The organism is Cellulosimicrobium sp. RS (assembly GCF_046159675.1).
Lineage (GTDB): Bacteria > Actinomycetota > Actinomycetes > Actinomycetales > Cellulomonadaceae > Cellulosimicrobium > Cellulosimicrobium funkei.
Map to the genome: position 1 here is coordinate 94,726 of NZ_JBJXVU010000013.1, position 12,970 is coordinate 107,695.

Below are 12,970 nucleotides of genomic sequence, written 5' to 3' on the forward strand. Positions count from 1 at the left end.
CTTCCTCGGGGCTTCTCAGGGCTCCTCGACGACGTGGACGGCGGCCTCCTCGGCGCCCGCGGCGCCCCCGGAGATCCCCTCGTCGTCGGCGTACGTGTCGTTCTGGCGCCCGTCGAGGGCGTCGGGGTCCGCGACGAGGCGGCCCGCGCGGGTCTCGTCGGGACGCTCGGACGGGTCGCGCTCCCACTCCTCCGGCTCCTCCTCGGCCAGGCGCTGGTCGAGCGTCTCGCCGTGCACCTCTTCCCACGGCGTCTCGCCGAAGTGGTTCGAGCGGGGGCGCTCGGGCGGGGAGTAGCCCTCGTCGAGCACGTCGTCCACGCCGCGGTCGAGGAGCGTCTCCTCGGGCTGGAGCTGGTCGGTGTCGCCCTCGGCGCCCGTCTCCGGGTCGGGGCTCGTGGCGGTGGTGTCTTCGCTCATGCGTCCCACCCTGGCACCTCGCAGGGCCGGACGCAGCCCCGGACGCGAGTGCCTGCGAGGACGCCCGGCCGGGACTACGGTGGGGCCGCACCGCGCCCCGGTGCGCACCCGCTGGAGCACCCCTGAACCGGAGGACGACCCCATGGCCGGCATCGACGACATCCTGTCCACCGTCCCGCTCGACCAGCTCGCCGGTCGGCTCGGCGTCGATGAGGCGACGGCGCAGCGCGCGGTGGGCGCGGCGCTGCCCGCGCTGCTGGGCGGGCTGCGCGCCAACGCGCAGGACCCGGCGGGCGCGGCGTCGCTCGGCGAGGCCCTCGCGCAGCACGACCCGGCGCTCGTGGAGGGCGGCGTCGACCTCGACGACGTCGACACCGACGACGGCCGCAAGATCGTCGGGCACGTGTTCGGGCAGAACGAGCAGGCGGTCGTCGCGCAGCTCGCCCAGTCGACGGGCACCGGCAAGGACCTGCTCGCGAAGGTGCTGCCCGCGCTCGCGCCGATCGCGCTGGCCTTCCTCGCGAAGCAGCTCGGCGGCGCCGGGTCGTCGGGCGGCGCCACGACCGGCACCTCGGGCGGCACGGCGGGCGGCACTTCGGGCGGCACCGCGGCGGGGACGGGCGCGGGCGAGCGGCCGGGCACCTCGCAGACCGGCGGGGGCGGCCTGGGCGACGTCCTCGGCGGGCTCCTGGGCGGCGGGTCGGGCTCCGGCGGCGGTCTCGGCGACCTCCTGGGCGGGCTGGGCGGCCTCCTCGGCGGCGGCCGGCGCTGAGTCGTCCCGCCATCCCGCCGTCCCGCCACCCGCCATCCGCCATCCCGCCACCCGGCGGGTGGCGCCGGCCCGGCCGAGGTGCCGGACGCCGGGGTCCGGAAAGCGCGTGACCGCGCGGCCGACGTCGGGGACCATGACGGGGTGGGACACCTCGACCTCAGCGACGTCACGTATCACCTGCCCGACGGGCGCACCCTGCTCGACGGCGTCGACCTGCGGGTCGCGGACGGCGCGCGCGTCGCGCTCGTGGGGCCCAACGGCGTCGGGAAGTCGACGCTGCTGCGCATCGTCACCGGCGAGGTCGCCCCGCACGGCGGTGCCGTCGTGCGCAGCGGCGGGCTCGGGGTCATGCGCCAGGACGTGGGCCGCATCGACGACGACCGCACGGTGCGCGACCTGCTCGTCGGGCTCGCGCCGACCGCCGTCCGGGAGGCGGCGCTCGAGCTCGCGGCCGCCGAGCACGACATCATGACGGTCGACGACGAGCCCGCCCAGCTCCGCTACGCCCAGGCCCTCGTGGACTGGGCCGACGTGGGCGGCTACGACGCCGAGGCCGGGTGGGACGAGGTGACCGACGAGGTGCTGTCGGTCCCGTTCGAGAAGGCGCAGTGGCGCGACGTGCGGTCGCTGTCCGGGGGCGAGCAGAAGCGGCTCGCGCTCACGGCGCTGCTGCGCGGGCCGGAGGAGGTCCTGCTGCTCGACGAGCCGGACAACCACCTCGACGTGCCGACGAAGCACTGGCTCGAGGAGCGGCTCGTCGCGTCGTCCAAGACGGTCCTCTTCGTGTCCCACGACCGCGAGCTGCTGTCGCGCACCGCGACCCAGGTGGCGACGCTCGAGCCGACGCCGGGCGGCGGCACGGTGTGGGTGCACGGCGGCGGCTTCGCGACGTACGCCCAGGCCCGCGCGGACCGCCGCGAGCGGCTCGCCGAGCTCGCGCGCCGCTGGGACGAGGAGCACGCCAAGCTCCAGGAGCTCGTGCGGACGCTCAAGACGAAGGCCGCGTTCAACGACGGCCTCGCGAGCCGGTACCAGGCCGCGCGCACGCGCCTGCGCAAGTTCGAGGAGGCGGGGCGCCCCGAGGTGGTCGCTCGCGACCAGAACGTGACCGTGCGGCTCACGGGCGGGCGGACGGCCAAGCGCGCGGTGACGTGCGAGCGGCTCGAGCTCACGGGGCTCATGAAGCCGTTCGACGTCGAGGTGTTCTTCGGCGAGCGCGTCGCGGTGCTCGGCTCGAACGGCTCCGGGAAGTCGCACTTCCTGCGCCTCCTCGCCGCGGGCGGGAGCGACCCCGAGCCGGGCACCGTGCCCGACGACGTGGCCGGCGGCCCGGCGGCACCCGCTCCCGTGGCGCACACGGGCCGGGCCGTGCTCGGGTCGCGGGTGCGGCCGGGCTGGTTCGCGCAGAACCACGACCACCCGGAGCTGCGCGGGCGCACGCTGCTGGAGATCCTCCACCGCGGCGAGGGGCACCGGGCGGGCATGGGGCGCGAGGGCGCGAGCCGGGCGCTCGACCGGTACGAGCTCGTGGGCCAGGCCGAGCAGCGCTTCGAGACGCTCTCCGGTGGCCAGCAGGCGCGCTTCCAGATCCTGCTCCTCGAGCTCGACGGCGCGACGCTCCTCCTGCTCGACGAGCCGACGGACAACCTCGACCTGCACTCGGCGGAGGCGCTCGAGGCGGGGCTCGCGGCCTTCCAGGGCACCGTGCTCGCGGTGACGCACGACCGGTGGTTCGCGCGCGGATTCGACCGGTTCCTCGTGTTCCGCGAGGACGGCGAGGTCGTCGAGGCGCCGGAGCCGGTCTGGGACGTCGAGCGCGTCCGTCGGGCGCGCTAGCCCTCCCTATCCTGGTGGGCATGGCCGTCCACAAGATCGTGCTCTTCTACGCCTTCACGCCGCTGCCGGACCCGCGTGCCGTGCAGCTCTGGCAGCAGGCGCTGGGGGAGCGGTGGCACCTCACGGGTCGCGTGATCGTGTCGGAGCACGGGATCAACGCGACCCTCGGCGGGACGGTCGAGGACCTCAAGCAGTACGTGAAGACCACCCGCCGGTACCCGGGCTTCGAGGGCGTCGACGTCAAGTGGTCCGACGGCACGGGCCGCGACTTCCCGCGCCTGTCCGTCAAGGTGCGCCCCGAGCTCGTCGCGTTCGGCGTGCCGGACGAGGTCCGGGTCGACGAGCGCGGCGTCGTCGGCGGCGGGGAGCGGCTGAGCCCGCAGGCCCTGCACGACCTCGTCGAGGAGCGCGGCGACGACGTCGTGATGCTCGACGGCCGCAACGCGTTCGAGGCGGCGATCGGCCGCTTCCGCGGGGCCGTCGTGCCCGACGTCGCGACCACGAGGGACTTCGTCGCCGAGATCGACTCGGGCCGCTACGACGACCTCAAGGGCCGACCCGTCGTCACGTACTGCACGGGGGGCGTGCGGTGCGAGGTGCTGTCGGCGCTGCTGCGCGCCCGCGGGTTCGAGGAGGTCTACCAGCTCGACGGCGGCGTCGTGCGCTACGGCGAGGTGTTCGGCTCGCAGGGGCTGTGGGAGGGGTCGCTCTACGTGTTCGACGAGCGCATGCACGTCGAGCTCGGCCCGGGCTCGACGCCGCTCGGCGCGTGCACGGCGTGCGGGGCGCCGACGGCGAAGTACGAGAACTGCGCCGACCCGAGCTGCCGCACCCTGCGCCTGTACTGCCCCGGCTGCGTCCACGAGGCCCGCTCGACGCGCTGCGAGACGTGCGTCCGGGAGCGCCCGGCCGCTTTGACCGGCGGCCTGCCTCGCGGGTAGTCTGGTGAGTCGTTGTGCTCATCTCACGACACCCGTGTCGCTAGCGCGCCCACTCGCTGCCGGCCAAGGAGCGGGTGTCGACCGAGCCCGCCGCGCAACGACCTGCCCTCTCGGCCGCACGCTTCAGCGGTCGAAGAAGACATCCTGAGACAGAAACGAAGGCTACGACCGTGCGTACGTACACCCCGAAGCCCGGCGACGTCCAGCGCGACTGGTACGTCATCGACGCGACCGACGTCGTCCTGGGCCGCCTGGCCACCCACGTGGCCACCCTGCTGCGCGGCAAGCACAAGCCGACCTTCGCTCCGCACGTCGACGGCGGTGACTTCGTCATCGTCATCAACGCCGGCAAGGTCGCCCTGAGCGGCAACAAGCGCGAGCAGAAGATGGCCTACAACCACTCCGGTTACCCGGGTGGTCTGCGTGCCGTCGCCTACGGCGACCTGCTCGACAAGCACCCCGAGCGTGCCGTCGAGAAGGCCGTCCGGGGCATGCTCCCCAAGACGACCCTCGGTCGCGCCCAGTTCGGCAAGCTGAAGGTCTACGCGGGTGCCGAGCACCCGCACGCCGCTCAGCAGCCGAAGCCGTTCGAGATCACCCAGGTCGCGCAGTAATCGCCGCCCAGGCGTAGCGCACAGAGAGACGCGAGGACACCACCCGTGGCCGAGACCACCGTCGACACCGACACCCTGGGCGACGAGACGCCCAGCACCTACACCTCCGAGTCCGCCGCCCCCACGGGCCGCGGCCAGAGCATCACCGCCCCCGGCCAGGCCCTGGGCCGCCGCAAGGAGGCCGTGGCGCGCGTGCGCCTCGTCCCCGGCACCGGCACCTGGAAGGTCAACGGGCGCACGCTCGAGGACTACTTCCCGAACAAGGTCCACCAGCAGCTCGTCAACTCCCCGCTGAAGCTGGTCGACGTCGAGGGTCGCTTCGACGTCGTCGCCCGCATCACGGGCGGCGGCTCCTCGGGCCAGGCCGGCGCGCTGCGCCTGGCGATCGCGCGCGCGCTCAACGCGATCGACGCCGAGCACAACCGCCCCGCGCTGAAGAAGGCCGGCTTCCTCACTCGCGACGCCCGCGTCGTCGAGCGCAAGAAGGCCGGTCTCAAGAAGGCCCGCAAGGCACCGCAGTACTCCAAGCGCTGATCCTGCGCTGTGCGCTCGTCGGCCCCGGTGGACCTGGTCCACCGGGGCCGACGGCGTTTGTGAGGAGCGGTGACCAAGACCCGTCGACGGCGGGCAGCGGCTGACGGTCGTACGGTCGGCGTACGGCCGGTACGAGGGGAAGGACTTCCATGGGACGGCTTTTCGGCACCGACGGGGTGCGCGGTCTCGCGAACGGCAACGTGACGGCGGAGCTCGCGCTGGACCTCGGCGTCGCCGCGGCCCGTGTGCTCGCGAGCGGTCAGGAGGAGGGGCACCGCCCGCGCGCGGTCGTCGGGCGCGACACGCGCGTGTCCGGGGAGTTTCTCGGCGCGGCACTCATCGCGGGGCTCGCGAGCGCGGGCGTCGACGTGAAGGACGTCGGAGTCCTGCCGACCCCGGCGGTCGCCTACCTGACGAGCACCATGGACGTCGACTTCGGCGTCGTCATCTCGGCGTCGCACAACCCCATGCAGGACAACGGGATCAAGTTCCTCGCGCGCGGCGGCGTGAAGCTCGACGACGCGGTCGAGGACCGCATCGAGAGCCTGCTGGGCCAGGAGTGGGAGCGCCCGACGCACGGCGTCGTCGGCCGCATCTCCCCGGACTCGGGCCGCGCGGGCGGCGCGTACGTCGAGCACCTCATGTCGAGCATCGGCGCCGACGAGGACCACAAGCCGCTGGCCGGCCTGCGGATCGCGGTCGACTGCGCGAACGGCGCGGCGAGCGACGTCGGGCCCGCGGCGCTGCGTGCGGCCGGCGCGGACGTCGTCGTCATCAACGCGAGCCCCGACGGCCGCAACATCAACGCGGCGTGCGGCTCGAACCACCCGGAGCAGCTCCAGGCCGTCGTCGTCGCGTCCGAGGCCGACTTCGGCGTCGCGTTCGACGGCGACGCGGACCGCTGCATCGCGGTCGACCACGGGGGCACCGTCGTCGACGGCGACCAGATCATGGGCGTCCTCGCCCTCGCGCTCAAGGACGAGGGCGCGCTCCCGCACGACACGCTCGTCGTGACGGTCATGAGCAACCTCGGGCTGCTGCTCGCGATGCGCGCGGCGGGGATCAGCACCGTCCAGACGGCGGTCGGCGACCGGTACGTGCTCGAGGAGATGCGCGCCCACGGCTACGGCCTGGGCGGCGAGCAGTCGGGCCACATCGTCATGTCGCGCTACGCGACGACGGGCGACGGCGTGCTCACGGCCCTCCAGCTCGCGGCGCGCGTCCGCGCGACGGGCCAGAAGCTCGCGGACCTCGCGGGCGTCGTGCAGCGGCTCCCGCAGACCCTCCTCAACGTCCCCGGCGTGGACAAGGCGCGCGCGTCGACCGACGAGGCGCTGCTGGCCGCGGTCGCCGGTGCGGAGCGCTCGCTGGGCGAGACGGGGCGGGTGCTCCTGCGGCCGTCGGGCACCGAGCCGCTCGTCCGGGTCATGGTCGAGGCGGCGACGCAGCAGCAGGCCGACGCGGTCGCCGGGCAGCTCGCCGGCGTCGTGCGCGAGCGGCTCGCCCTGTGACCGCGTCCGGACGGCCGACGGGACGCGAGGCGGGCACGAGCGTGCGACAGGGGGTCGACGAGGCGCTGCGCGAGCACGTGCTCGCGCTCCTCGCCGCGTACCCGGACGGCGTCCTGCCGATCGTGCAGGCCGGCCACCCCGTGCTGCGCACGCCGGCCGTGCCGTACGCGGGCCAGCTCGGCGACGCGCTGCCGCGCTTCCTCGACGCGATGCGCACGACCATGCGCGCGGCGCCCGGCGTGGGGCTCGCCGCGCCGCAGGTCGGCATCGGCCTCGCGGTGGCCGTGGTCGAGGACCCGGGTGCACCGGACGTCGGCGACGACCGGGAGCGGAGCCCCCTGGAGTACCGGGTGCTCGTGAACCCGCGCTACGAGGTCGTCGGCGAGGAGACCCGCACGTTCTTCGAGGGCTGCCTCTCCGTGCACGGTTGGCAGGCCGAGCGGACGCGCGCCCACGCCGTCCGGCTCACGGGCCAGGACGAGGCCGGCGAGCCGTTCGACGACGTGCTGACCGGGTGGCCCGCGCGCATCGTCCAGCACGAGACGGACCACCTGCGGGGCGAGCTCTACCTCGACGCCGCCGACCTGCGCACGCTGTCCTCGACCCTCGGGGTCGCGCGGCTCCCGGGCGCCGGGAGCTAGCCCACCGGGCGTCCGCGGGCCCCTGGTCCTCACGACGTACGGGCCCGCCGCGGGAAGTCGTCCGCCGGGATGACGAACTGCCGCGGCGGGCACGGCAGAATCGTCACGGGCGCGGCGCCGTCGCGCCCGGGGTCCTCAGGGGTGAACCGGGGGTCTCCCTGATGGTCGTCGTCCTCGCGCTCCGTAGGCTTGTCCTGGTGCAGGACGACCGACCTGCCGCCACCGCCCGCCTGGCCTCCCCGCCAGCAGACGAACGAGGACGCCGTTGCCCGACGCCGTGTCGATCTTCCTGGAGAATCTCGAGCACTGGATTCTCGCCCTCGCGGCGTCCGCGTGGATCTATCCCGCCCTGTTCGGCTTCGCGACGATCGACGGGTTCTTCCCGCCGGTCCCCAGCGAGTCGGTCGTCATCACGCTCGCGGTCTCCGCGCACGCGACCGGCGAGCCCAACCTCGTGCTCGTGCTCCTCGTCGCGGCACTGGGCGCCTGGACCGGGGACCAGATCGCGTTCGCCATCGGTCGTGCCGTCGGCACGGAGCGCCTGCGCATCCTGCGCACGCCCCGCGGGCGTCGCGCCGTGGGGTGGGCCGAGCGCGCCCTCGCGCACCGCGGCGCGTCGTTCATCCTCGCGGCGCGCTACATCCCCGTGGGCCGCGTCGCGGTGAACATGACGGCCGGCGCCGTCGGGTACCCGCGGCGCCGCTTCATGGCGTTCTCCGCCGTCGCGGCGGTGACGTGGGCCGTCTACTCGGTGCTCATCGGGCTCGTCGCCGCCCGGTGGCTGGGCCACGAGCCGCTGCTCGCGATGGTCGTGGGCATCGTGCTGGGCGTCGGGAGCGGGTTCGTCATCGACCGCGTGCTCATGATGCGGGCGCGCCAGCGCGGCGAGCTGCCGCCGACGCCGCAGGCGCCGGCCGCGGAGGGTGCGACCGACCCGGCCGGGACCGCGCCGACGACCGGCGGGACGCCGGCCGCGACCTCGCCCGGCGGGGGCGCGACGGCCGACGGGCGCACGGTGACCGGCCCGGCGACCGGCCCGGCGACCGGCGAGCCCCTGCCCGGTCCGCGCGCGGCGGACGCCTCCGGGACGGTGCCGCCCGGATCGTCGGGGGCGACGTCGTCGGGCACGCCGCCCTGCGCGACCTGACCTTCCGCCCGTGGGCTGAGCGGGCCGCCTCAGAGCTTGCGCAGGCGGACGCGCTGGACCGAGTGGTCCGAGCCCTTCGTGAGGACGAGGGTCGCGCGGCCGCGCGTCGGCAGGATGTTCTGCTCGAGGTTCGGCGCGTTGATCGCGTCCCAGATCGACTTCGCTCGCTCCACCGCCTGCTCGTCCGTGAGGTCGGCGTAGCGGCGGAAGTACGACTCGGGGCGCGCGAACGCGGTGCGGCGCAGCGCGAGGAACCGGTCGACGTACCACTGCCGGATGTTGCGCGTGCGGGCGTCCACGTAGATCGAGAAGTCGAAGAAGTCCGACACGGCGACGGTCGACTCGTCGTGCGCGCTCGGGCGCGCCGGCTGGAGCACGTTGAGGCCCTCGACGACGAGGACGTCGGGCTTGCGGACGACGGCCTCGGCCCCCGGCACGATGTCGTACGTGAGGTGGTCGTAGACGGGGGCCCGCACCTCGGCGTGCCCCGCCTTGACCTTGGACAGGAACCGGATGAGCGCGCGACGGTCGTAGGACTCCGGGAAGCCCTTGCGGTCCATGAGGCCGCGGCGCGCGAGCTCCGCGTTGGGGTAGAGGAAGCCGTCGGTCGTGATGAGCTCGACGCGCGGCGTCTCCGGCCAGCGGGCCAGCATCTCGCGCAGCACGCGCGCCGTCGTCGACTTCCCGACGGCCACGGAGCCGGCCACGCCGATGACGTACGGCGTGTTGCCGGTCTCCTCGCGCAGGAACGTCGACGTCGCCTCGTGCAGGCCGGACGTCGCGGTGACGTAGAGGTTGAGCAGGCGCGAGAGCGGCCGGTAGACGGCGTCGACCTCGGCGAGGTCGATCGGGTCACCGAGGCCGCGCAGGCGCGCGACGTCGTCGTCGGTCAGCGGCAGCGGCGTCGACTCCGACAGCCGGCTCCACACGGCCCGGTCGAGATCGACGTACGGCGAGGACGACGGCGCGGCCAGGTGGGCCCGCAGGAGGTCGGACGGGTCGTCGGCGGGTGAGGACACCCGCCCGATTCTGCCGGATGCGCGCCCGTGCCGGTGCACGGGGCGGCCCCGGGCACCACGGGGCTGCCTTCCGGGGGTCGCCTCAGCGGGCGTCGTCGGCCCCGAGCGCGGCCCGACGACGGCGCGGTGCCGGCTCGACGGCGGCCCCCGGGCCGGGGAGCGCGAGGTCGGGCAGGCGGGCCATGAGGGCGAGCGCGTCGGCCGGGGCGTGGGCGTCCACGTCGTTGTCGAAGTAGACCTCGACGTCGTGGCCCGCGGCGTGCCAGGCGCGCACGCGCTCGGCCCACGCGTCGAGCACGTGCGGCCGGTAGCCGCTGCGGTAGAGCTCCTGGTCCCCGTGCAGGCGCACGTACACGAGCGGGCTCGTGACCGCCTCGACGAGCGGCCACCGGCCCGCGCCGTCCGACACGGCGAACGCCACCCCGTGCCGGCGCAGGAGGTCGAGCGCCTCCGGCGTGGCGAACGACGCGTGCCGCGGCTCGAGCGCGTGCACGAGCGGGCGGTCCGCGTCGGTCTCCGTCCAGGCGGGCGCGCGCAGGCGGTCGTCGTGCTCGTGCGCGAGCCGCGCCGCCTCGCCGGTGGTGCGCGGCAGGAGCGTGAGGAACGCGTCGAGCAGGTCGTGGTCGAAGGTGGTGCGCGCGGGGAGCTGCCACAGGACGGGCCCGAGCCTGCTGCCGAGCGCGAGGACGCCGCTCGCGAGGAAGTTGGCGACCGGCGTCCGCACGTCCCGCAGCCGCTTCATGTGGGTGACGAAGCGCGGTCCCTTGACCGCGAACGTGAAGCCCTCGGGAGTCTGGTCGCGCCACGCGACGAACGACGACGGCCGCTGCAACGAGTAGAACGACCCGTTGAGCTCGACGGCGGGGAAGAGCGAGGCGACGTGCTCGAGCTCGCGGCGCTGGGGGAGCCCCGCGGGGTAGAACGGTCCGCGCCAGTCCGCGTACCGCCACCCCGAGAGACCGATCCGGACGGTGGGCACGAGCACCAGCCTCGCGGTGCCGCGCGTCCCACGCCCGGCGAACGCGCCACGGACCGGGACACGACGAGGCCGCGGGCGCGAGGACGGCTCGCGCGCCGCGGGGCCCCCGATTAGGCAGCGGACCTCACGAAGAACCGCGGGATCGCGCGGCCCCGAAGCGGCGCGGGTCCGTGGCTAGACTCGATCACCATGTGCGGAATCGTGGGCTACGTAGGCCCTGGAACCATGGTCGGAGAGGCCTCGGGGCGACCCCTCGACGTCGCTCTCGAAGGACTCGGACGGCTCGAGTACCGCGGCTACGACTCGGCCGGGGTCGCGCTCGTCGCGCCCGGCGTCGACGCCGTCGCGTTCGCGAAGAAGTCCGGCAAGCTCGCGAACCTCGTGCAGGAGATCCAGACGCACCCGCTGCCCGCGGCGACCGCGTCGATCGGGCACACGCGGTGGGCGACGCACGGCGGCCCGACGGACACCAACGCGCACCCCCACCTCGCGGACGACGACCGCCTCGCCGTGATCCACAACGGCATCGTCGAGAACTTCGCGACCCTCAAGGCCGAGCTCCTCGCCGAGGGCGTGACGTTCCGGTCCGAGACCGACACCGAGGTCGCGGCGCAGCTCCTCGCGCGGGCGTACCGCGACACCAAGGACCTCACGCTCGCCATGGGGCAGGTGGCGCGGCGGCTCGAGGGCACCTTCACGCTCCTCGCCGTGCACGCCGACGCCCCCGACACGGTCGTGGGCGCGCGGCACGACTCGCCGCTCGTCGTCGGGCTGGGCGAGGGCGAGAACTTCCTCGGGTCCGACGTCGCGGCGTTCATCTCCCACACCAAGGAGGCGCTCGAGCTCGGGCAGGACCAGATCGTCACGATCACCCCGACGTCGGTCGAGGTGACCGACTTCGACGGCAACCCGGCCGAGGCGAAGCGCTACACGGTCGACTGGGACGCGGCCGCCGCGGAGAAGGGCGGCTTCTCGTCCTTCATGGACAAGGAGATCCACGACCAGCCGCACGCCGTCGCCGACACCCTGCTCGGCCGCACCGACCCGTCGGGCAAGCTCGTGCTCGACGACCTGCGCATCGACGAGGCCGTGCTGCGCTCGGTCGACAAGATCATCGTCGTCGCGTGCGGCACGGCGGCCTATTCGGGCCACGTCGCGAAGTACGCGATCGAGCACTGGTGCCGTATCCCGGTCGAGGTCGAGCTCGCGCACGAGTTCCGCTACCGCGACCCGATCGTCGACGAGAAGACGCTCGTCGTCGCCGTGACCCAGTCCGGCGAGACCATGGACACGCTCATGGCCGTGCGCCACGCGCGCGAGCAGGGCGCGAAGGTCATCTCGATCGTCAACACGCACGGGTCGACGATCCCGCGCGAGTCCGACGCCGTGCTCTACACGCACGCCGGCCCGGAGATCGCGGTCGCCTCGACGAAGGCGTTCCTCTCGCAGATCACCGCCGCGTACCTCCTGGGCCTCTACCTTGCGCAGCTGCGCGGGAACAAGTTCCCCGACGAGATCGCGGCGATCCTCGAGGACCTGCGCGAGATGCCGCGCAAGATCCAGACCGTCATCGAGCGCGGCGAGTACGTGCGCGCGACCGCGCGGTCGATGAAGGACGCCTCGTCCGTGCTGTTCCTCGGGCGCCACGTCGGGTTCCCCGTCGCGCTCGAGGGCGCGCTCAAGCTCAAGGAGCTCGCGTACATCCACGCGGAGGGCTTCGCGGCCGGCGAGCTCAAGCACGGGCCGATCGCGCTGATCGACGAGGGCCAGCCGGTGTTCGTCGTCGTGCCGTCGCCGAAGGGCCGTGAGGGCCTGCACTCCAAGGTCATCTCGAACATCCAGGAGATCCGGGCGCGCGGCGCACGCACGCTCGTCATCGCCGAGGACGGGGACGACGCCGTGCGCCCCTACGCGGACGAGATCTTCTGGATCCCCGAGTCCCCGACGCTGCTCTCGCCGCTGCTGGCCGTCGTGCCGCTGCAGATCTTCGCGATGGCGCTCGCGACGGCGAAGGGCCTCGACGTCGACCAGCCGCGCAACCTCGCGAAGTCGGTCACGGTCGAGTAGCCCCCGGCCCCGCCCCTGCGTCGACCAGGTGGTCCTGGTTCGTCCGGTCTCCCGGACGAACCAGGACCACCTGCTCGTGGAGGCGGGGAGGCCTGGTCGCCACCGTAGGGTGGGCGCATGATCAAGGGCGTGGGGATCGACGTCGTGGACGTCGCGCGGTTCATGGAGACCCTGGAGCGCACGCCCCGGCTCCGCGAGAAGCTGTTCACCGAGGCCGAGCGGGACCTGCCCCCCGCGTCGCTCGCCGCGCGGTTCGCCGCGAAGGAAGCCATCGCCAAGGCGCTGGGCGCCCCCGCGGGCATGCGTTGGCACGACGCGACGGTGCACCGCGTCGTCGGCGGCCCGCCGGAGGTCGAGATCACGGGCACGGTCGCGGCCCGGGCGGACGCGCTCGGCATCACGGCCTGGCACCTGAGCATCTCGCACGACGCCGGCATCGCCTCGGCGATGGTCGTCGCGGAAGGCTGACCCCCCACCCCCCACCCCCCACCC

Annotated in this window: 13 protein-coding genes; 10 read left to right on the forward strand and 3 right to left on the reverse strand. The window is 74.1% G+C overall.

Going from position 1 to position 12,970, the window contains the following annotated elements; all coding sequences use genetic code 11:
• Positions 1-15 precede the first annotated feature (15 nt).
• Complete coding sequence (locus ACI769_RS18190; RefSeq protein WP_034654904.1) at positions 16-417, reverse strand: DUF5709 domain-containing protein; 402 nt, start codon at positions 415-417, stop codon at positions 16-18.
• 142 nt (positions 418-559) lie between these two features.
• On the opposite strand from ACI769_RS18190, the gene ACI769_RS18195 reads away from it, so the two are divergent.
• The 8 genes from ACI769_RS18195 (at position 560) to ACI769_RS18230 (ending at position 8,413) form a co-directional block, all read left to right on the forward strand.
• Positions 560-1,189 carry a DUF937 domain-containing protein gene (locus ACI769_RS18195; RefSeq protein WP_409142052.1) on the forward strand — a complete coding sequence of 210 codons (630 nt, stop codon included), beginning with the start codon at positions 560-562 and terminating at the stop codon, positions 1,187-1,189.
• A gap of 141 nt (positions 1,190-1,330) precedes the next feature.
• On the forward strand, positions 1,331-3,025 hold the full coding sequence (locus ACI769_RS18200) for an ABC-F family ATP-binding cassette domain-containing protein (protein ID WP_409142053.1): 1,695 nt from the start codon (positions 1,331-1,333) through the stop codon (positions 3,023-3,025).
• Between the two features lie 20 nt (positions 3,026-3,045).
• A complete protein-coding gene (locus tag ACI769_RS18205) occupies positions 3,046-3,966 on the forward strand; it encodes a rhodanese-related sulfurtransferase (protein ID WP_137280105.1) in 921 nt (306 codons plus the stop codon).
• 170 nt (positions 3,967-4,136) lie between these two features.
• Positions 4,137-4,580: a 50S ribosomal protein L13 gene (rplM, locus tag ACI769_RS18210; protein WP_021479847.1), complete on the forward strand. Its 444-nt coding sequence runs from the start codon at positions 4,137-4,139 to the stop codon at positions 4,578-4,580.
• Positions 4,581-4,625: 45 nt separating this feature from the next.
• The gene (rpsI, locus tag ACI769_RS18215; RefSeq protein WP_021479846.1) at positions 4,626-5,114 is read left to right on the forward strand and encodes a 30S ribosomal protein S9; all 489 of its coding nucleotides are present in this window, start codon (positions 4,626-4,628) and stop codon (positions 5,112-5,114) included.
• A 149-nt stretch (positions 5,115-5,263) separates the two neighbouring features.
• Positions 5,264-6,625, forward strand: a complete 1,362-nt coding sequence (glmM, locus tag ACI769_RS18220; RefSeq protein ID WP_043658749.1) for a phosphoglucosamine mutase — start codon at positions 5,264-5,266, stop codon at positions 6,623-6,625.
• Between the two features lie 41 nt (positions 6,626-6,666).
• Positions 6,667-7,266 carry a peptide deformylase gene (locus ACI769_RS18225; protein ID WP_340697565.1) on the forward strand — a complete coding sequence of 200 codons (600 nt, stop codon included), beginning with the start codon at positions 6,667-6,669 and terminating at the stop codon, positions 7,264-7,266.
• Between the two features lie 265 nt (positions 7,267-7,531).
• Positions 7,532-8,413: a VTT domain-containing protein gene (locus ACI769_RS18230; RefSeq protein ID WP_409142054.1), complete on the forward strand. Its 882-nt coding sequence runs from the start codon at positions 7,532-7,534 to the stop codon at positions 8,411-8,413.
• Positions 8,414-8,442: 29 nt separating this feature from the next.
• Here ACI769_RS18230 and coaA read toward each other — a convergent pair whose 3' ends face one another.
• Positions 8,443-9,432 carry a type I pantothenate kinase gene (gene coaA, locus ACI769_RS18235; protein ID WP_044144243.1) on the reverse strand — a complete coding sequence of 330 codons (990 nt, stop codon included), beginning with the start codon at positions 9,430-9,432 and terminating at the stop codon, positions 8,443-8,445.
• Between the two features lie 82 nt (positions 9,433-9,514).
• Positions 9,515-10,411 carry a DUF72 domain-containing protein gene (locus ACI769_RS18240; RefSeq protein WP_409142055.1) on the reverse strand — a complete coding sequence of 299 codons (897 nt, stop codon included), beginning with the start codon at positions 10,409-10,411 and terminating at the stop codon, positions 9,515-9,517.
• 189 nt (positions 10,412-10,600) lie between these two features.
• On the opposite strand from ACI769_RS18240, the gene glmS reads away from it, so the two are divergent.
• Both glmS and ACI769_RS18250 read left to right on the forward strand, forming a co-directional pair.
• Positions 10,601-12,478, forward strand: coding sequence for a glutamine--fructose-6-phosphate transaminase (isomerizing) (gene glmS, locus ACI769_RS18245; protein ID WP_043658486.1), 1,878 nt, complete (start codon positions 10,601-10,603; stop codon positions 12,476-12,478).
• Positions 12,479-12,595: 117 nt separating this feature from the next.
• A complete protein-coding gene (locus tag ACI769_RS18250; protein WP_021482029.1) occupies positions 12,596-12,946 on the forward strand; it encodes a holo-ACP synthase in 351 nt (116 codons plus the stop codon).
• Positions 12,947-12,970: the final 24 nt, after the last annotated feature.

Coding starts and splice junctions, on each gene's coding strand:
- ACI769_RS18205 (WP_137280105.1), top strand. CDS start 3,046: ATGGCCGTCCACAAGATCGTGCTCTTCTACGCCTTCACGCCGCTGCCG.
- ACI769_RS18190 (WP_034654904.1), bottom strand. CDS start 417: ATGAGCGAAGACACCACCGCCACGAGCCCCGACCCGGAGACGGGCGCC.
- glmM (WP_043658749.1), top strand. CDS start 5,264: ATGGGACGGCTTTTCGGCACCGACGGGGTGCGCGGTCTCGCGAACGGC.
- ACI769_RS18250 (WP_021482029.1), top strand. CDS start 12,596: ATGATCAAGGGCGTGGGGATCGACGTCGTGGACGTCGCGCGGTTCATG.
- glmS (WP_043658486.1), top strand. CDS start 10,601: ATGTGCGGAATCGTGGGCTACGTAGGCCCTGGAACCATGGTCGGAGAG.
- ACI769_RS18195 (WP_409142052.1), top strand. CDS start 560: ATGGCCGGCATCGACGACATCCTGTCCACCGTCCCGCTCGACCAGCTC.